The organism is Sphingobacterium yanglingense, from assembly GCF_004363245.1.
Classification (GTDB): domain Bacteria; phylum Bacteroidota; class Bacteroidia; order Sphingobacteriales; family Sphingobacteriaceae; genus Sphingobacterium; species Sphingobacterium yanglingense.
The window spans coordinates 1,340,537-1,361,457 of sequence record NZ_SNYV01000011.1 but is presented as its reverse complement, the minus strand read 5'-3'; the positions used below and the strand labels follow the sequence as shown (position 1 = coordinate 1,361,457).

Here is a 20,921-nt window from a genome sequence, read left to right as displayed (position 1 = left end):
CAACCTAATTAAACAATCAAATTCATGAGTTTTTTTAAAAGAAGAAAAGGAGCACTGTGGCTTGCTTTGGCGCTACAGGTGGGCGTACTGATGCCTTCTGTAAGCGCGGTGTCCCTACAACGGGTATCTTTAGACGTTAAAAACGAAAAGTTGGTCGATGTATTTAAGAAGATAAAACAGCAGACCAATGTGTCATACCTCTTCGATGGACAGTATGGTAGCGAAGCAAATAGGGTGTCCATCAAAGCACAGAATGTAGAACTTGCAGACCTACTGCCAGAAGTTTTTAAAGGACAGCCTTTCGATTATGAATTAAATCAAGGCGTTATTGTCATAAAAGACAAAGCTAGAGTGATGTCTGCTCCGCGAAAGGTTGATGTTATTCAACAATTTGTGGCTGGATTCATTGTAGCAGAAACTGGTGTACCTCTTGTTGGAGCATCCGTACAGTTGGTCGATGGGGGGAAGGCTACGCAGACAGATGAAAAGGGATATTTTAACTTACCTATCACAGCGAGTTCGGCTACGGTGCGCGTCAGTTTTACGGGCTATGAATCCAAGGTTGTTACGATCAGGATGCATGAGGCTCCTAGGATTATATTAAACATTGAAGAAAAATTATTAGAAGAAACTGTCGTTGTAGGGTATGGTACACAGCGGAGATCTTTGGTCACTAGTGCGGTAGGTAGTCTTAAAATAGACGATTCCAATATGCGACAGGTCGCAAGCCCCACCCGCTTACTCGAAGGTCGTATTGCAGGAGTTAATGTATCTATGGGGTCCGGCAATCTAGCCTCTGGAGAGAAAATCACAATCCGTGGTAATTCTTCCATAAGTGCAGGAAACAACCCCTTGTATGTCGTTGATGGTGTGCCTATCAATACGTCTGATATGGCATTGTTTTCGTTCGGAGAGTCTTATAGTCCATTGGCCGCATTCAATCCCGCAGATGTCGAATCTATTGAAATATTAAAAGATGCAGCTTCAGCAGCGATTTATGGTTCACGTGCCAGCAATGGTGTTGTCCTTATCACCACAAAATCAGGTAAAGCTGGTAGGAATGATGTTCGGATTAATCTAACAACTGGTTTCAGTCAGTTTGCCAATAAGAATAAAATAAAACTGGCGGATTCGGAGCAGTATATCGCGAGTTTTAATGCAGGAGTGGACAATTATAATAAACAATACGGTCGAAAGATTGGAGATAGTGATTATAAGATACACATACAGAATCCCTACCAGGGACTTCCCGACACAGATTGGCTAGGGCTGGTTCTACAGACCGGTTATTTTCAAAATTACGATGCTGCATTGTCAGGTGGAAATACAAAAACCAACTATTATTTCGGATTAGGTCTTACCGATCAATCCGGTGTCGTCAAGAATAACGCCATTCGTAAATACAACCTTAATACAAAAGTCAGTCATAAGTTTGCGGAGTGGTTGGAAGTAGGCGCAAATAATATGGGCAACTTTATTAAAAATAACCAAGTCCCCGGAGCAAACTTAGGTTCTACCATTATTGCCAGAGCTATCGAACAGAGACCATTTGATCGTCCATTTAAGCCTAATGGAGATTATTATGTAGGCGGTACTGACGAGCTGACGCGTCACAATCCTTTACAGATTTTGAACGAACAGGATGCTTACGTAGATAATTATAGATACCTTGGGACCTACTATGGACAGGCCAATTTCTTGGATCATTTCTCTTTCCGATCGTCTTTTAGTGCCGATATAGGTTATACCTACGACTATACTTATTACAACCAAAAACATCCCTATGGCACAGGTGTAGGACGTCTTTTGGATTATAATAGGTTGATCCAGAATGTGGTGTTTGATAATGTGCTGAACTATAATAATTCGTTCGGCGATTTGACCGTATCTGCGATGTTGGGACATTCTTACCAAAAGCAAATGAGTCGTTCGTCGTCCATCGATGGACGTGGATTTCCGACCCCATCCTTGCAGGTGATCTCTGTAGCTTCTGAGATCTTTGCAGCTAGCGGTGGTGTTGGAGAGTATGCATTAGAATCTTATTTTGGAAGAGGTACATTCTCCTACAAAGATCGTTATTTGATGACGGCGACTTTGCGTGCCGATGGTTCTTCCAAATTTCATAGAGACAATCGTTGGGGGTATTTTCCTTCCCTTTCCTTTGGTTGGAATATCTCCAATGAAGAGTTTATGGGGTTAAATGAAAATGACCTGAAATTCAGGGCAAGTTATGGCGTCACGGGTAATCAGGAAGGTATTGGACAGTACGCTTATCAGGCACTTATGTCAGGCGGTCAGAACTACGGTAATGAGTCCGGTATATCAGTTTCCTCCTTTGGTAATAAGGACTTGCGTTGGGAAAAAGCGAATCAGTACGATGTAGGTTTCGATGTCTCCTTCTTCAAGCGAAAGCTGAATGTGGTCTTTGACGCCTATTATAAAAAAACTTACGATCTTCTTTATAGTATGCCTATTCATGCTACAACTGGAATGACCAGTATTGTCAGCAATGTTGGTTCCATGATGAATAAAGGTCTGGAATTGGGAATCAATACGAATATACCATTAGGTCAAGTACAGTGGAAGTCTACGTTCAATATTGCGCACAACACGAATCGTATTACTTCATTATTGGAGGATGAGGCTCCCATAGCAATCGGAGATAACAGGGCCTTAAAAGTAGGACAGAGCATTGGAGCATTCTACCTGTTCGACTGGGATGGATTATTTCAATATGATGGTGAAGTACCACAGGAACAGTTTGAGTTGGGGGTACGTGCAGGGGATGTGCGCTGGCGTGATATAGACGGTAATAATATTATAAATGATAACGACCGTGTTGTCACTGGGAATGCAAATCCTAAATTCACAGGTGGTTGGAATAACTCTTTTTCCTACAAAGGGGTGCAGTTAGATTTCTTGTTTACCTATGCCTATGGAGCTGATGTCTACGCACAGTGGAAATCAACTGGAATGGCCAATTTAGGAGCAAATTTCGCTAAAGATTTAAGCTACGTCGAAAATGCATGGACAGAAGCCGGTAGTACAAACGTATATCCGCGGGCATTGGTCGGATTGGGGCATAATACCAAGAATTCAACACGCTTTCTTGAAGACGGGTCTTTTATCCGCTTACGTTCTATGACATTAGCTTACAATTTTGATAAGCAATTGATCAGACAGATCAAACTAAACGGTCTTCGAGTATTCGCTACTGCAGACAATCTGTTTCTGTTGACCAATTATTCAGGATGGGATCCTGAGGTCAATACTAACCTTGATCCAAGGTTCTACGGTGTTGACCTTTTTGGTGTTCCTCAACCTAGGACATTTAGTTTTGGTGTAAACATAAATCTATAAAAACATGAAATTTCAAATCCTTTATATATTAGCTTGTACAAGTATACTGTCAGTATTTAGTTCCTGTGCAGACAAGCTAGACCTGTATTCCCATTCGGCCATGGCCCCAGATGCGGTAACAGCTAATGATATACCCGCTTTGCGATTAGGTATGTATAACAATATGCAAAATGACCCAGGGGTACACAATTTTATCATCTTTGATCTTTTAGGGGGTGATTTGCAGACAGGATCCAATAGTTCACCAATCAATCTGATCAACTCAACTCTTTCTCCGCTCAATTCTATAGTTTCCAGAGGTTGGAACGGCTATTATAGTTCGTTGTATCAGGTAAACAACGTATTATCCATATGTCAGGCCCAACCCGAGAGCAGTATCCGTAACTTGACCATAGGCGAAGCTTATTATTTTCGAGCTTTAAATTATTACAATCTCGTAACCCGTTGGGGCGATGTTCCGGTGTTGCCAGATAATACATTGGAGAAGCCTTTCCGGGATCCAAAAGAACAGGTCTGGGCGTTTATTGAATCTAACCTTGCCGAGGCTGCGAAATACCTAGGCTCCTCCAAATCTTATTACTACATTTCAGCAGATGCGGTCAAGGCTTTGCAAGCGCGTGTCTACCTAGCGCAGGGTAAGAAGGCAGAGGCAGCTGCAGCGGCCGAGTCACTTATTACCTCGGGCAAGTATGCATTGGATAGTTTTGAGAAAATATTCAGAAAGCAGGCAAACACGGAAGTTATATTTGCATTTGAAAACCTCTCTGAAGAATCTTCAATCAATATCTCGGACCTATTTTATTCTTATGCACACCCTAACAAAGGGCAAGGGAATTATAGGATCACTACCGAAACGGTCAATTTATTCGCTTCTACAGACAAAAGACGCAATATGACCATCGTGAATATTGCAGGTACCGACTGTGTCAATAAGTATCCTAGTGGGCAGACCGGAAGAGATCCCGTTATCATCTCCCGTATTTCAGAAATGTATCTAATAGCGGCTGAATCACTTGGTCTATCTAATGGATTGAGCTATCTAAATACATTACGTCAATTTAGAGGACTACCTATTGTATCGCCATCTTCAGAGGCCGATTTTCTTACCGCATTACTTCACGAACGGCAGCTCGAGCTACTGGGAGAAAATTTTAGATATTACGATCTAATACGTACCGGAAAGGCCGTAAGTACATTAGGTATTTTACCTTATCAGACGCTTTTACCGATCCCCGGAAGTGAACTGCAGCGCAATACAAATTTGAAACCTAATCCTGGATATTAAAATGAAGATGATTAAGATACAACAGACCCTATCTGCTACGGTACTTGGACTAGCTCTGACCATACTATCCTGTAGCAATAAAGAAGAATTTATAAGAGTAGAGGATACTTATTCTCTTGTACCTACTTCAGAAGTTGCGAAGAAAATTGTTCAGCATACTGATCTAATGGTACACATCCATCAAGATAGTGCCTATACAGTTGTGGATGGAGTTACAGCAACAGAGATCAGTTACATCTCAAAAACAGGTTTGGCAAAGAAGATATTTGTCATCGAGACAGATTTGACTAACCCCAAAGTTAGAATCGAAGTGTCTACTCCCAATAACTCTGCACAGTTCGGTATGCAGCCTATGACCAAACAGGCGACATTTGAAGATTTTGAAGGACATAAAGTATGGGGCGGTATAAATGCCGATTTTTATAATATGACCAATGGCACCCCACAAGGAATTGTTTATAAAGAAGGGGTTGCTATCAAGACGACTGTGACAGATCAGATCAACACCTTTTTTGCCATTTTAAAAAATGGAAAAGCTTTTGTCGGCGATCAAGCCGATTATGCAAATGTAAAGAATCAGATCCAAGAGGCTGTTGGCGGTCGTGTTACATTAGTTAGCGATGGTATATTGCAACCTCAGACATCAGCCGTATTAGAACCTCGTACCGCTATTGGTGTCTCTCAGGATGGAAGCAAGGTGTATATGTTGGTCGTAGATGGTCGTAGATTTCATTATTCCAATGGTATGAGCTATGAAGAGCTAGGCCAATGTCTTAAGGCACTTGGAGCATACGATGCGATTAATCTTGATGGTGGAGGATCCAGTACCTACTTCCAGCGTAATACGCCCGATTTTAATACAGATCGCTTTCAGCTACGCAATTGGCCTTCCGATAATGGAGGAGCCGAACGTGCTGTGGCAAATGGTTTATTGTTAATAGCAAAGTAACATAGGTTATGAATCGTATAGTAAAGAGTTTTTTAATAGTTATTTGTGGCTTGTTTAGTCTTATCTCTTGTAAAGAAATAGATATCGAGAGTTTTACTCCAACAGCAGGTGATATTAGCTTTAGTAGCGCATCTTTGGATGCTGCCAATATTTTAGATACCCTTTGGGTAGATGTGAAGAGTAATTTACCTTTTCGGTTGAAAACAGATGCTAATTGGCTAACTTTTGTTAAGCCCAATGGTACATCTTCCGAAAAAGTAGGAATTATTACAGCACGAAATCGAGACCTTACTACCCGCGTGGGTAAAGTCATTGCTTATATCACCGATGCTGTGCAGACCGAGATAGAGATTAAGCAAGCTGCAGGAGATCCTGTACCAGATGTTACTCGACATTTTTATGTACGTGTAGATGGGCCGGATTCTGCCGACGGGCTCTCTTGGAGTAATGCAACATCGCTTCATAAAGCATTGGATGAAGCTGTAAATGGAGACTATATTCATATTGCTGCAGGGACATACATTCCAACCAAGATATTGACAGGGGGCACCTCGGCTCAGGATGCTACTTTTGAGGTTGCGGAGAATGTACATCTCATAGGAGGATATGCTGCTCAAGCCGCTAGTGGAGCTGTTGCGGATCCTAAGCTACATAAAACCGAGTTCAGTGGTAATAATAAATCTATCCATGTTGTTACCGTTATTGCACCCAAATCCCAGGGCCAACACGTCGAGTTGAGTGGAATTACGATTACCAAAGGCATGGCAGGGGGGACAGGTTCTGTCAGTGCTTCAGGTACCACAGTTAGCAGGCAATATGGTGGCGGCTTGTTTGTTTCTAAAGCAAAAGTACAATTGACCAATGTTTCTGTAATTGATAACGGCTCAGCTAATCATGCCGCAGGTATCTATTTAACAGCACAGGCCGATGTTACTATGGATCACGTATCCGTCAAGAATAATTATACGACCATAGCTGCTTCCAATGGTGGTGGTATTTGGAATGACGGATCTCGTCTTGTGATGTACGATTCAGAGATTGTAGGAAATCGAATCGGTGGTGTAGGGGCGGGGCTGTATAGTCTGAATACGGCTGTCGAAAGTGTCAATATACTTTACAATGTTACCATCGCTAAAAATACCTGTGGAATATTTGGTAATAATGCCGTAGGAGGTGGGATTTACGCACGTGAGAAATCGCTGTTTTATATCGTCAACTCTACAATCTATGGTAATAAAGCTGGAGGTGCTAGTTTTGGTGGAGGTATAGCATTGTATGGTGCCACCACTTTCCATCTGATCAATTCGACCGTTTCGGGCAATGAAGCAGGGATTACTGCCACCGCTACCGGTGGGGTAGGGATTCACAACTCATCTGCCAATAATAACAATCTTCATATTTATAATTCTATCGTGTCAGGCAATCTGGGCGGGAGTTGGCCAGATATGGGGGGGAGTGCCTATGCTGGTTATTCCGTTACAGCATCCATACTGGGCTCTCAGGTACTAGATGCTGATGGTAAGACAACTCCTATTCCGTTTGATCCGAAAACTTCGTTCGCTGCATTTGGACAAAACGGAGGCTTTGGAGAAACATTTCCTCTCAAAGGTACTTCGGCTGCTACGACCGAGGGTTTATCGGCGCTACAGTTAGAGATCCTAGCTAATAACTTACAAGGGCTAGAAGCAGCGAAGTTGCTTATAGATCAGAACAGTGTTTCCCGATCCAATAAAAGAGTGATGGGAGCAGATGTCTCTATCAAATAGTCACTTGATTAGATAAAAAAGGCCAGCTTGTATTAATAAGCTGGCCTTTTTTATCTAACAGGTTACCAATCTACAATTGCGAGTATTAGTGCAGAGCCTTTGTCGATCATATGCCAGTTGGCGTTCCGGTCATTCCACAAAAAAGACCTGAAGCGGGGAGCTACAGGTCTTTTTAACTAACCAATTATTAACCTAAATTATGAATACTGATATAACGTTAAAACTGACTCCGATAGTATGACGAATTTTAATATCAACAAAAAGGTTACATTGGAGCCCTATACTACAGTTTGAAAAGACAGTTTGCTTAGGCGTATTTAGAGGAATATCTTTTTTAATTTATAGCTGATAATTGGGATTGCCTTTTTAAGGATTAGTGTTTAATATTGTTTTATATAGTGAAAGCAGATTTGAAGGCTATTGGTAATACCAAAGGATATGCATGTAATTTTTGGAGGGGCAATAACGGTGTCTGATCGGATATAAATGTAACTTACAATGACGGAAAAAAAGGATTTTGATTTTAAAAAGTTAGCAGTAGAGATAGAAGCTGCAACGCGTAAAGCTTTTCAGGAAATGGTGACTGATCATGCTGACGAAGGAATTTACGCTTTTGCACTATACAGTGACGAGGGGGCGATGACGGTTTGTCCGTCAACCAATACCCTGGAGTTTCTGGCGACGGCACCTCAAAACGATATCGTATATTATACCTTTGAACCGGCCGAGTGGCGTTATGAAGCCGATGGGGCAGATGCAGAGTTTAATGAAATATGTAGTAAACTGTACGATGCAATTGAAGGAGATTTTTGGGATAATCCGGACGAAAGTTATGAAGAGGAAGATAGTGAGGACGAAGATGAGGAAGACGAAGAGTTCGTAGAGTTTCAGCAGACTTTGTATCAAACCTGTATTGATGTCCTATTGAAATTAAAACAGGAGAATTTTTTCAACAATCTAGCTGGCAAAGATATCTTCTTAATGTTCTCGGTCACGGATTATGAGTATGATCGAACCAAACTGCGGGAGATGATTACCCTATTGAACGATAATCCTTATCGACAAGAATATCTGGAGTGGATGAAGAGTTGGCGTAATTCATAATAGTAAGGTAGGTACAGTAATCGTTACTGTACCTTGATTTCATTCTTCTATTTAAAACTATGGTCTGTACTATAGGTTTGGCTGATGATGGTTCCTTGGTTGTCAATAGCTTGAATAATTCCCACAAACTGCGATGGGAAGTCTTGTATATTGATTTCAATTCTATCTTTGATAGCCGATATTTTACCATACTCCCAGTGTAGACAAGATATATCATTCGGTAGCGTTTTGTCTACTTTTAATGCTTTAAAGGGCTTTGGTAGCGTGTATCCTTTAGTTATGAAATACCTAAATTTTGCCTGACCACCGCTATCTTGGTTAACATCAAAATTAAGAGGTCTAGATCTTGTTTTAAGAAATATTGCACCGTTAGATCCTGCTGGTCCCAACAAGTTTATTCCATCTTTATTGATGGCTATTTCTTCTAGATCCGTGATCTGTAGGTCGCGAAGCAAATTCATATCGTTGACGATCATACCATCGACTACGAGGGCGGGATTATTGGTTTGAAGCCCTCCTGATGGATCCATCGTTAACATCCCGCCTCTAAATTTAATTTCTAGCGCTCCCATATTCAATTCATTGATTTGAATCATAAAGCGGGAACGCAGCACATCAATTATGGAATTGTACTTCTTAAAGCTCTGCTCATTAATCAAAAAAACATCATCATTGACCCCTGCATAGATATTCCGGTTTGTTTTCAATTTCATTTTAGCCTGGACTTCTTCCAAATGGTACTGTTTTATTGGTGGAGTCTCATTTAAGGCTGAACCTAATGATAAATTGCGTACGTAGAAGGGAGTTGATAATTGTTTTGGAAAGCTATATGCAACGGTATCCAAACTCCATTTTCTATCCCACTTTTTGCCCCTCGTGACTTCCGTGTGCAATGAGATTTTAGAGGAGTCTATTAAGTGTAATTTATCGAATTGAAATTTTCCATTTTTATCTAGGCTGCTTGTGAGTGAAAAAGAATTGTCGATAGAGTTAAGTATGGCCGTCCCCTTGTCGATATCTTCCTGCTTAAAGCCGATTACCCCACCTTTAATCGTAAACCCTCTTTCATAGTCGTTATCAAAATCAGCATCGTTTTGTGAGACTACCGTAGACCAAGAAAACTGCCGACTGTAGTACAACTGCAGTAGTTGATCCATTTCTTCAAGATTGCTTTTGAATGCATCTTTTGCAAAATGAAGATTGTCAGTCCAACCCAGATCGATATCCTTAAAGAAGTATGCAAATGCATCTAGATCAAATTGCCTATATGCTATTTTGTTGGGAATAAAGGTCAGAGAATAAGTCCAACTTTTTTTGTCAATATCGTCCTTCTTTGGAGCGATTATCAATTTATCGCCTTCTCGAATAATATCCCATTTTGCTTCACTATCACTTTTTAAAGCTACGAAAAATGGCCTTTCTGCGAGCAATTGACCTTCTGTACTGAATAGGGATGCATGATAAATTCCTGACTTTAGCTCATTTGTCGGTATTTTAATGTTTGCTATTGATTTGGAGGCGTTGATTTGTTGTAATTTAAAGAGTTTACCCTTTCCATGAATGGCTAAGTAATAGGGGTCTGAAGAGATATCTTCTTTTCTTTTCGTTATTTGGAGTGAGATATACTGCGGCTCAAATATGTTTGCAGCCAGTACTACCCCCGATTCGTTAATTGGTAATGCAACACGTTTTAATAATTTTCCATCTTTGGAAAGTATATTGCATTTGTATACCCTAGCAGGATCTGGAGCGAAGAAGAATGTGCTGAGTTGTTTGCTTAGGTCTAGCGTCGCTTTTATCTGGTCTTTATCATCTACTATTTCTATCTTCACCAATTCGTTATTCCAATTTTCCAATGCGACATACCACTTTTGTTCTACACCGGCCAAAGAAGTGTTTCCTTCCGCATGTAAGCGTACATTTAGTTCATTGGTAGTGAAATTGGAACGGCTTTGTTCCTGTTCTTTTATTACATTAAATGCAGTTGTGAAGGCGTTTTTATTGATAAAGTTTCGCATCCAGTTGGTATAGGCAACAAATTTATACTTTCCAGAAGGAAGGTTGGAGATGAAGATTTGCCCTGGTGCAATTCCGTTTTCGATATAGAATATTTTTTGTAGTACGACATTGCCTTGTTCGTTGATAATATCGACAATTAGATTGCTGGCAAAAGGAGAGGGGAAGTTATCCCCCTCCCTTAAAACATAAGCTTGAAAAAATAAGTCTTCATTTGCTGTAAAATCATTTTTATTGACATGGCAGTATACCCATTCATTATAGATCTTAGAAGATTGATTAAATTGTGATTCTATATATTCAGGGCCTTTTCCCTGTCCATACGTAGAGAATACATTTAATAAAGCTAGTAGGCTGAAGAAAAATCTCATTTATTAAGTTTACTTTTTGAGTTCAATAGTCATATCCCAATTTCCCGAAGGTATTATATTAAAAGTAAAATCGAAATAGTACTTGGTTTCTTTTTTACTCTCTCCAGTTACAGGATCTTTGATAATCTGTTCGCGTTGCATAAATATTCTCTGGTTACCAAATTCGGGCCAAGGGAAAAGCACTTGATAGGTGCTTACGCCATCTTTGACAGACTTGCCAAAATTTTTAAAGGCATCGAATGTCATAGATTTATCCAGCATATAAGTTAATGAATCTAGTGGGATTACCGTGCCATCACTCTCTATAACCTTTACATTTAGCGCTGTGCCATCACCTTTTCTAACCACTTTTACATCAGCAGATTTAATCTCTCCACCTACTCGTGGTATACTTACCATATGCGTATTGTATGCTCTAGTGGTCAGCTTTATTGCTTTTTTAGATATCAGTTCTCCTGATATATTTTTGATTTTAATATCAAGCCAAAAATCACCTACAGGCAGAATACCATTTTCACGGATTTCATTAACGGTTATCCTTCCTGAGACTGGGTTCATTTCCAGAAGGGGGCGCATCACATCTTTTCGCTTTTTTAAGACCTCTTCAATTGTTTTCTCTTTTCTTGTATATTCTGCTATCCATTCTGTTACTGGTACTTCTTGGAGAAACTGTTGCGTATAGTCTTGTCCGTCAGATACGCCGTGTATTTTGTGGATAGAGATAGTCAGCGGCTTGGACGATCCATTTCCATTTAATGAAGGAGATAATATCTGCGTTTTACCCGGTATGATCGTAATCAATCGTGGTGTATACATAATGGAATCGGCGATATAACCTTCTTTTCCTTTATAACAAGAGATATTTCCTAAGGAGCAGATCAACGCAATTGCGCTACATAATATCCCGCTCATTATTATTCCTGCAGTTTTCTTTTTCATGTTATTTTGCTTTTATTACATTCATACCAGAGGTTAAACCGAACTCATGCGTTCTATCTAGTGCATGTACAATTCCATTTGTTGTTTGTAGATCGGAGGTCAATACACGTACTTCCAGAGTGTCAATTCGTCCGACAATACTTTGCGATGGTCTAAAAAATTGGTAGTTGAGTGTTTTTGCTCCGGCATCTTGTACGTTTTGCCACGAGGATTTTCTGATTACAGTCCGCGTCGCTTCGCCTGAAAGACTTTTGATTTCTTCAATCGGATCTGCGAAGTCTGCCACTTTTCTTCCTTTGGACAGCGTGTAACTGAGCAGTAGAGACTTCCATACCTCTTTGTCGATATCCTCCATCAGAACGGTATCTTTTGTATAGTGCAAAGAGTCCTTAACTTTTAAACCGGGAGTTGACTTCAGTGGTGTATTAAGGTAATTGTTTACCGTCTTTAGCATACTATAGATCGATTTCTTGTGGGGTGCCATTAGGGTAATGTTTTCATTTTTGTAGTAATCCTGCATTCCTGCATAATCGATCACCATGACCAACGAGTCAAAAACATCCGGTCTAGATTTTAGAAAATCGTAGGTGCTCATGTCGAATTTTCCTACATGTATACCTTCCTCTATGAAATAGTTCTTTTTGCATGCTAGTAAAATAAGACTGCATAATAAAACTGATACTATCTTTCTCATATCCTTTGTTATTTAGACCAAAAACTAGTTTGTACCATATGTGGATTGCCATCAAACGAATAGGCTGAAACTGGCCAATAGGTAGCTCCTTCCTCTACGTGAGTTGCGGTGATGTAGCTATTGAACTCCGGAACCCTATCGGTCCGCACGACATCATACCATAGGTAACCCTCACCAATTAATTCCTTGCGGCGTTCTTTGAGAATAGCTTTTAGTAGGTCTGGCTCTATTGCTGCATCATACAGAGCCGCTGTTGATCTAGCTCGTACTCTATTCAATTGAGTGATCGCCTCATTGGGTTTATTGTTCCGTGCGAGTACTTCCGCATGGAGTAGCAGTATTTCTGCGTAGCGTGACAAGATTATATTTGCTTCGTATTTAGGCGCTGTGACCGTAAAATCAGGAGCCTTCACATCGAATTTGTTCAATGTAATATCCAATGTGTTTGATCTGTTTGTAACCCATTGCACACGCAAGTCTGAGGTACCCACAGGAAACAATTCATCCGCTACTTTAACGGGAATATTACAGGCTTCCCAAATTTTTGTTTTTATTTCAGGTGGCCTAGCGAATGCTGCACCCAACGTCGAGTATGTAGACGCTTCTTTATCATTGAAGTTGATCTCAAAAATGCTTTCCTTTGATCGACCTTTAATCACCTCCTTAAATTTACTGAAGGGAAGTAATTCCAAACCTGCTGCACCTTCATTTGTCTGTATCTGCCGAAGTGTTTTTTCGGCGGCTTCATAGTTACGGCTAAACATATGAATGTGGGATATAAGGGCTAATACCGCTATTTTTGTAGGCTTTACACCACGTTCATTCGCTACAGTGACCTGCAGTGGAAGGGCGTCGTAGGCTGCTTCCGCTTCTTGGATACAAAAATCCCATATTTTTTCTTTTGCTAGCCTAGGTAGCGGTTTTTTATTGACTCCTTCCAGATTTAAGGGCACATCTCCCCAGATTCGAGTCATATAAAAATATATATATGATCTTAAGAAACGCACCTCAGCATGATAGTACGCTTTTTGTTTCGTCTTAAACAAGTCATCATCCATCGTCGCTGTCTTTTCGAGGATTAAATTACACTGTGCGATTGCTCTATAGAATTTGCCCCAGTCTCTCCAATTGTCGATAGTGTAATAGTCCGTTCCTAAGTCATTACGTTCTAGATTGGAAGCTATTGGGGTTTTAACATCACCAGCTCTGAATTCGCCGTAGGCATAGTGCGCGTAATAGGTTGTCAACGGACTTCTAAAAAACGAGTATGCGGCAGCAATTTCTGCCTGTACATCACTTTCACTCTGCCAGGCTGTATTTACAGTTATGGTAGTTTTTGGATCTTGGATCAAGCTCTTCTCGCAGGAACCGAGCATGCCTATTGCCATTAGCAATATTCCTATGTTTTTAATATTTTTCATCGTGTAAGCTTATAATTGAACATTTAGACCAAAAGTTATTTTTTTAGGGATAGGGTAGAATCCACCTCGGTCTATACCGGAGAAGTCTACATTTTCCGCATCAGGGCCGTTAAATTTTTGGATGATAAATACATTGTCCATCTGTCCAAATATGTTCAACCTTTTAAGTTTAAATCTCTTGATTAAGGCACTTGGCAATTCATAGGACAGCTGTACATTCTTTAACCTGAGGAAGGATCCTTCTTCTACAAAGAGTGTTTGTTGGTAGCTGTAGTTTATATAATTGTTTTTGTTGAAAGGATTATACGCTGGATACATTGCCTGATCGCCACTTTGCTCCCAGAAATCAAATTCGCTGACATCTGGTAAGCTATTAGGAGCCAATAGTGTATTGGGATTGAGACGGTCTGCAAGCGTCTTGTTGATGATCTGTCTTCCTACAGAGTACACGAAGAATGTAGATAGCGAGAACTGACCATAGCGTAGGTCTGATCTAAAACCACCGGTAATAGTCGGATTAGGGTTTCCTCCAAAGATCTTATCTCCACTGATCAGATCGCCATTCGCATTACTAACCTCATACCCGACGCGGTAGTCTCCATCTAGATCAGCTACCATGATGTCACCCGCTTTAAAAGGGTATTGAGTATTACTCCCAGTTAACCTATAGCCGGTTTTAGGGTTTACAGGAACATCTTCATCTGTAGCATATACCCCTAAAGTTTGATGTACATAGAAATCATTCAGTGGGCGGCCTACGCGCAAAAGTCTTTCCATCGATCGCAGGTACACATCCTTTCCCTCTTCACCGATACCCAATAATACATTTCTGTTAATGGCGCCATTCATATTGATTGACCACTTCCATTTTGGTGATTTGCGGATTAGGTCCAGGTATATCGCTAGTTCGTATCCATAGTTCAGTACATCCTGCCCATTGCTATAGATCATCTTATATCCTGAGGTATTTGGCAATGCCAGATCGAATAGTTTACCTCTGGATTCTTTCCAATAGAAGTCAAAATTGACCCCCAAGCGGTTTGATAAGAACATACCATCGAAACCAACATTCTTATCAATAGACTTTTCCCAGGTTAAGTCGGGGTTTGTCAAGCCCTTTTGGTACCAAGGGTTGGCCGAGATAACATTGTTATAGGTAGGTGCTGTAGTGGTATTATACATCTCACCAGCTGTACCTATATCATATAGCCCTTGCGTTAGGTAATCAAAAGAAAATTCAGTCCCTGAAACCCCTGAACTTAAACGGAGCTTCATGTTATTCACCCAATCGACTTCTTTCATAAATTCTTCTTTGTGGATGTTCCAGGCTACTGCTCCAGCAGGAAAGTACCCCCATCTGTTATTATCACCGAATCGAGAAGAACCATCTCTACGTATTGATCCAGAGACAATATATTTACTAGCGAAATCATAATTGAGTCGTGCAAAATAGGAGAGTCGCACACTTTTTGAGTATTCTTCAATGGTTGTTACCCGTTCTTTAGGAAAACCATTAATAGCCTTCATATAATCCGATATCCCATCCAGTGCGTTTGTCCGTGTATAGCTACGTATCAACCGATCATTAGAAAAACCTAGGTCGACGATAAAGTTATGATGATCCAGAGATGTAAAGTAGGTCAGTACATGCTCATTAAGTAAGGTTGTATTTTTACCAAAATAATTATTCAGCGAAGGCTTGTTATTAGTGTTGAGTGCCGATGGTTTAAAGGTATTACGTTCATCCAATCCATAGCTCATTCTAAGATTGTTGGTGAAGCGGAACGAATCGCCCAATTTATAGGTTAAGCCTAAGCTCGAGCGAACGCTCCCATTTTGGTTGACTTCGTCCAGAAGGTCAAATGCCTTAAAGAAATTACTGAGTTCATCGGAAACTGGTGTAGGGTAGAGAGACGTGTTAAAATTACCTCCTGCTCCCATAGCGTTCTGGTCCGCGCCATTGCCTCTCTTCTTTTCTGAGAAAGTACCAGCGATATCCAGGTTGATATCAAACGATTTACTGGGTTTGAATATCATGTTCGTACTCAGCGTGTACCTATTATATCCAGTTGCTTTCATGATTCCACCTTCATCAGAATAACCTAAGTTGGTACGGTAGCTAAGTTGGTCAGCTATCGCACCGCTAATACCTAGGGTATAGTTCTGTATTCTTGAATACCTATAGTATAGTTTTTGCCAGTCTGTAGCATTGTTATAGAAGGGGTTGATACTATCCGTCAGAAAGGCTGCATTATTAATGGTATGAAAGTCTGCATCGAGTTCTGCATACTTGTTTATATAGCGCATTCTCGTCTCTCTTTCCAATTTCCCGCCCAATGTCGATCTAAATGCTGGAGGTGAGCTCAGACCTAGGTTCGTGTTGAACGTAATGGTTGGTTTACCTATTTTACCCATTTTTGTTTTGACAATGATAACCCCGTTTGCACCTCTGGAGCCGTAGATGGCTGTTGCAGATGCGTCTCTCAAGATATCGATAGATTCGATGTCATCCGGATTGATCATAGATAGCGGGTCAATATTTGAAGTGGTTACCTTAGCTCCTTTCAAAGAGGGAATTGCGCCCATATCTTCCATGCTGTAAGGCATTCCGTCGATGACGTAAAGAGGGGAGGTATTTGCAGGCAGTCCATCTCTGGATGAGCCAGACAGGCCTCTTATCAATGCAATACTACTTGCCCCAGGTTCTCCGGTAAAGTTTAATACATTCAAACCTGGTACACGGCCTTGTAACATACTTTGAAAACTTGTAGCTGGCAGGTTTTCGATCTCTTTAGCAGAAATGCTACTGATTGCCCCCGTTACCTTTTCGCGGCTCCTAGTGCCATATCCGATTACGACCACGTCTTCCATCATATTATCTGTAGTTGAAAGCGTAATATCTACCATTTTTGATCCCTGTACCTTGACCTCTTGGCTCAAATAACCCACCATACTAAAGGTAATTGTTTCGCCTTTTCCACATTTCAGTAGGTATCTACCTTCTTGATCTGTTGAAGTTCCCGAAGCTTTACTCTTACTTTTTATAGAAACTCCTTGTAGCGGTTGTCCATCACTGTTGCGGATACATCCATATACCTGGCATACTCCCTCTGGTTGTTCTAGTTCTTTCAGAACTATAGTCTTATTTTTAATCTCGAAACTTACCGGTAGATTTTTAAATAGCTCGTTTAAAAATGAATTAAGTGGTTTGTCTATGGCCAAAGGCGATAGGGTAGGGAAGCTTTCAATAGCCTGTTTCTTATAAATGAAATCAAACCCGGTCTGTTTCCTTATTTCCTGTATGATCTCATCCATAGAAAGCTGCTTCCCGTCAAATTTGACAGTCTGAGCTTTGGACGATGCTACACTAAAGATAAAAGTAAACAGTAATACAGTAAAGCACCTTACATAACGTAAAGTAATTGATTTCGATTGGGCAATAGAAGTCCCATATGAACGAAAAAGGTTCATTTTACTATACATAATTTAATAATTTTTAGGTAATTAGAATGCTATGCGCTTTTTTCGACACTTAGCTTTTGGGATTAAGATCCCTTTTTGATTAGTTAGTATATCATTTATATTTTTATTATTTCATGATGGATAGTCTCCTTTCTTTTATAGATAGTTTTAGTCCAGTTGCAACGTGAATTAATTCAATCATTTCCTGTATTGTTTTGCTTTTCGATAAAGCTGCTTCTATGTCAATTTTGTAGTTGGGCGGGACTTTATAATCGAGTTCTAGGTCGTACCAACGCGCTAGATCAGTCATGATTTCTTTCAGATCGCCATTGAATCGGAAGTAACCGTTCTTCCAAGCTACAACCGATTCCATATCAAATTTTTCGGTTATGTTCAGTTTGTCTTCATATAGGCTAAGCTGTTGACCAGGGCTCAAAAGAGCTCTTTGCTTACTTGTCAACACTTCTACCGAACCTTGGACTAATGTGGTCTTCACAGTCTGTTCTCTAGGGTAGGCCCTAATATTAAACTCGGTACCCAATACTTTTATAGATTGATCTTTTGATTTGACAATAAATGGACGTTTGGCGTCATGGAATACATCGAAGTAAGCTTCACCTTCCAGTTCCACCTCTCTATTATTCGCTGCAAATGCTAGGGGAAAACGAATAGAAGACTCTGCATTCAACCATACAATGGTACCATCCGACAAGGTAAACTTACAATCAAATCCTTTAGGGGTAGTGAGTGTATGCATATTGGCCTGTTGGTTACCAAATTCTATCTGTTTGCCCTGTACATAATAAATGCCATCTTCCTGCACCTGCAATCCTTCGTTAAAATCAACGAGAGGAATTACCTTTCCATCTGACAATAGAATATGTGGTACTATCTTTTGATCCTCCACCTTATTCTTCTTCTCCACTACTTCAACTTTGGATATACGAACTTCCTCGATCTTCATAGGTTTTATGTCAGCTGTATATACGTTCTCTACAGCGTTTGGACTCTTCCACCATATACTTAGTCCGACTGCACCCACAACCATTAGTATACATGCTGCGGCAGCGATGGTTCTAAGTCTTCTTATTTTCTGCTGTCGTTGGCTGGTTTGTTTTTTTATCTGTCCCCATATCTCTTCCTGTGTTTCGGTCGGATCTATTTCATACATTTTATCAATACTGCGACTTGCCACCTCATTGTATCGAGATTCGATCCATAGTTTTTCTTCATCAGAACATGTTCCTTGTTCATAGCGGCGCAAAAGCTCTTTACTATTTTTTTTGTGCGAGTTCATGTTGTGAATTTAAGGTAAGACGCTTGTCGGAACGGGTTAGGAGTATCCGGTTGTAAAAAAATATAAAAAAAGTTATCAGTAAGCTGAAAAGTAAGAGTTTCTCTAAAGCAATACGTATCACTTTTAGGCTGTTAGATAGCTGCTTTTTAACCGTGGTTTCTGCAGTTCCCAATAGTTCGGCTATCTCTTTGGTTGTCCGATGTTCTTTTCTGCTCAATACGAAAACTTCTTTCATCTTCTGAGGTAGATTATCGATGCAGGTATCTATAACTCGGATCAGATCTTTCTCTTCTATTTGTTTTAAAGTATTTAGATCAAAATCGGTGTAACCTCGTTCTAATTCTTCTTCGAGTCGGCTTCGGCGGTTTATCTGTCTCATTTTGCTGATTACGAGATTTCTCGTGGCCGTATAAAGGTAAGATTTTAGACTTTGCCTGATATCTATCTTTTCCTTCTTGTCCCATAGTTGAATAAAAAGCTCTTGGATAATGTCTTTTGCTAGATCTTCATCTTCAATCATGATTAGCGCATGTATATAGAGAGGCTCCCAATAAAGGTCATAGAGTAGCTTGAAACTCCTTTCGTCTCCATTTTTGATACGCTCAAATAGTAAGAGTTGATTTGCTTCTTGAAAAGATGCAGACATATTAAGTTAATTGAGGTACGAACATTAGTTATAAAATGCCGAAAATAATCTTTTATTCTAAGATGTAATAGGTTTTATTTTCTCGATCATAAGTTTATCGGTATTTAGTTTAGCAAGCCTGCCCTCAGTCTGGTTGCCATAAATAGATTTCTTTTCATCTTAATATTTTGTGCTTAAAATATTAGGTCTTTTTCTAGGACCTTAATAGTAGATAATTTAATTGGTTAGAATCTAAGTCGGAGCTATTTTGTTTTAACATTGATTCTAATTTTACTATCCGTTCTATTTGATGAATTGTCAGTAGCTGTTAAGATCAATTCAAATTCTCCTTCCTTAATGGGCAGTCCTGATAATTTCATTTTTTCTGGGTCAAAGTTTACCCATTCTAATTGATTTACATTTATGGAGTACCTTAGTTTTTTATCATCAATGTCTTTAAAATAATCTTTAGGTAGAGGTATTTCGAATTTCTTTCCAATTTGAGTGACGATGTCTGGAATAGGATGAAAGACAAAGGGTTTAAAAAGTTTTGAAGTGCCTACCCAAAATATATCCGATTCGACTATTTCATTGTTTACAATTTGTAAACGGGTAAAAAAGAGAAATTTATTGTCGATACTTACAAATGGTCTTCTCTCCCAATCTTTCGAATTGATGGTCGAATCAACCCGTTGAGGCTTTATCCAATTGTTATTAATATCACGATAACTGATATACAGATCAACCCCTGTTTTATTGTCTGTATGTCTGCAAAAAATAAGGTAGTCTTCTTCAGGCGATATAAAGACACTTTCCTCGTCATTCGATGAAGATAATTCGGAGACGATATCTGTCTTTTGATAGAGATTGCCCTCTCGTTTGGAATAGAATAGATCGGCTGTGTGGCAATTATCCTTTTCGTAGCAATTTCTATTGGATGAAAAATAGATGGTGCCATCATAAGTCATGCTTGCATTAGCTTCTCTACTTTTAGAATTTATAGTGTCAGATAATACTGTTGGAGAACTCCAAACTCCATTAATCTTTTTGAGGGTCCAGATATCTGTATTGAAGTAGTCTATAGTCGATTTGCTCTGGGCATAAAGCATAAATTGACCATCCGGAGAAAAATAGGGTAGATACACCGATCCGTTTTTTAATGGTTCGAAAAGTAATGGTTCCGTCCATTTTTCATTAACCTTTTCGGAATAAAAAATTTTTCCACTGTAATCATCCTTATTTAATATACCAAATGCCACTTCCATTCCGCTAGGTGTAAATGAAATTCCATGCTCCAATCTCCCTTTCTTTGAAATGATATCTGGAGCAAAAATCACAGGAATTGTATCTGGATGAGCCTGCCCGAAATAATCTCTAGATCTAGTCGATGGAGTACAATCAGAAAATAATATACTAGCGGTAGATAACAGAATAGCTTTGTTCATTGTGGTCCTAATTTGACGCTTCAATTTGATTATCATTAAATATAAATGAAATTTGTACGATTTGTTTAATAAATACTTAAATTTTGATCAAGTAGTCTATCGCTATCAAGCGGTTGCAAACCCTCTTAATTTTGAAGTCGTAAAGGCGTACTATTCTATTTTTCCTACGCTCCGAATAATGTTTAGA

The 20,921-nt window shown here is 39.7% G+C and carries 13 protein-coding genes; 5 read left to right on the top strand and 8 right to left on the bottom strand.

What is annotated here, in order from left to right; translation table 11 throughout:
- The first annotated feature begins 24 nt into the window (after positions 1 to 24).
- The 5 genes from CLV99_RS07995 to CLV99_RS07975 all read left to right on the top strand — a co-directional run bounded on the left by CLV99_RS07995 (position 25) and on the right by CLV99_RS07975 (position 8,464).
- Positions 25 to 3,360 (top strand): SusC/RagA family TonB-linked outer membrane protein, encoded by a 3,336-nt coding sequence (locus CLV99_RS07995; RefSeq protein WP_133583950.1) that lies wholly within the window; start codon positions 25 to 27, stop codon positions 3,358 to 3,360.
- Between the two features lie 4 nt (positions 3,361 to 3,364).
- Positions 3,365 to 4,645 (top strand): RagB/SusD family nutrient uptake outer membrane protein, encoded by a 1,281-nt coding sequence (locus tag CLV99_RS07990; protein WP_133583949.1) that lies wholly within the window; start codon positions 3,365 to 3,367, stop codon positions 4,643 to 4,645.
- A 1-nt stretch (position 4,646) separates the two neighbouring features.
- Positions 4,647 to 5,594: a phosphodiester glycosidase family protein gene (locus tag CLV99_RS07985; RefSeq protein WP_246032714.1), complete on the top strand. Its 948-nt coding sequence runs from the start codon at positions 4,647 to 4,649 to the stop codon at positions 5,592 to 5,594.
- An 8-nt stretch (positions 5,595 to 5,602) separates the two neighbouring features.
- On the top strand, positions 5,603 to 7,360 hold the full coding sequence (locus CLV99_RS07980) for a hypothetical protein (protein WP_133583948.1): 1,758 nt from the start codon (positions 5,603 to 5,605) through the stop codon (positions 7,358 to 7,360).
- A 498-nt stretch (positions 7,361 to 7,858) separates the two neighbouring features.
- The gene (locus CLV99_RS07975; RefSeq protein WP_133583947.1) at positions 7,859 to 8,464 is read left to right on the top strand and encodes a DUF4303 domain-containing protein; all 606 of its coding nucleotides are present in this window, start codon (positions 7,859 to 7,861) and stop codon (positions 8,462 to 8,464) included.
- 47 nt (positions 8,465 to 8,511) lie between these two features.
- Here CLV99_RS07975 and CLV99_RS07970 read toward each other — a convergent pair whose 3' ends face one another.
- The 8 genes from CLV99_RS07970 to CLV99_RS07935 form a co-directional block, all read right to left on the bottom strand.
- Positions 8,512 to 10,851: a hypothetical protein gene (locus tag CLV99_RS07970; RefSeq protein WP_133583946.1), complete on the bottom strand. Its 2,340-nt coding sequence runs from the start codon at positions 10,849 to 10,851 to the stop codon at positions 8,512 to 8,514.
- Positions 10,852 to 10,860: 9 nt separating this feature from the next.
- Positions 10,861 to 11,790, bottom strand: a complete 930-nt coding sequence (locus CLV99_RS07965; RefSeq protein WP_133583945.1) for a DUF5007 domain-containing protein — start codon at positions 11,788 to 11,790, stop codon at positions 10,861 to 10,863.
- Between the two features lies 1 nt (position 11,791).
- Positions 11,792 to 12,484, bottom strand: coding sequence for a fasciclin domain-containing protein (locus CLV99_RS07960; protein ID WP_133583944.1), 693 nt, complete (start codon positions 12,482 to 12,484; stop codon positions 11,792 to 11,794).
- 8 nt (positions 12,485 to 12,492) lie between these two features.
- A complete protein-coding gene (locus tag CLV99_RS07955; RefSeq protein WP_133583943.1) occupies positions 12,493 to 13,905 on the bottom strand; it encodes a RagB/SusD family nutrient uptake outer membrane protein in 1,413 nt (470 codons plus the stop codon).
- Between the two features lie 9 nt (positions 13,906 to 13,914).
- Positions 13,915 to 17,388 carry a SusC/RagA family TonB-linked outer membrane protein gene (locus tag CLV99_RS07950; protein ID WP_133583942.1) on the bottom strand — a complete coding sequence of 1,158 codons (3,474 nt, stop codon included), beginning with the start codon at positions 17,386 to 17,388 and terminating at the stop codon, positions 13,915 to 13,917.
- 106 nt (positions 17,389 to 17,494) lie between these two features.
- The gene (locus CLV99_RS07945) at positions 17,495 to 18,664 is read right to left on the bottom strand and encodes a FecR family protein (protein WP_133583941.1); all 1,170 of its coding nucleotides are present in this window, start codon (positions 18,662 to 18,664) and stop codon (positions 17,495 to 17,497) included.
- Positions 18,642 to 19,310 carry an RNA polymerase sigma factor gene (locus tag CLV99_RS07940; RefSeq protein WP_133583940.1) on the bottom strand — a complete coding sequence of 223 codons (669 nt, stop codon included), beginning with the start codon at positions 19,308 to 19,310 and terminating at the stop codon, positions 18,642 to 18,644. The genes CLV99_RS07945 and CLV99_RS07940 overlap by 23 nt, the downstream gene beginning before the upstream one ends.
- Positions 19,311 to 19,552: 242 nt before the next feature.
- Complete coding sequence (locus CLV99_RS07935; RefSeq protein WP_133583939.1) at positions 19,553 to 20,734, bottom strand: putative Ig domain-containing protein; 1,182 nt, start codon at positions 20,732 to 20,734, stop codon at positions 19,553 to 19,555.
- Positions 20,735 to 20,921: the final 187 nt, after the last annotated feature.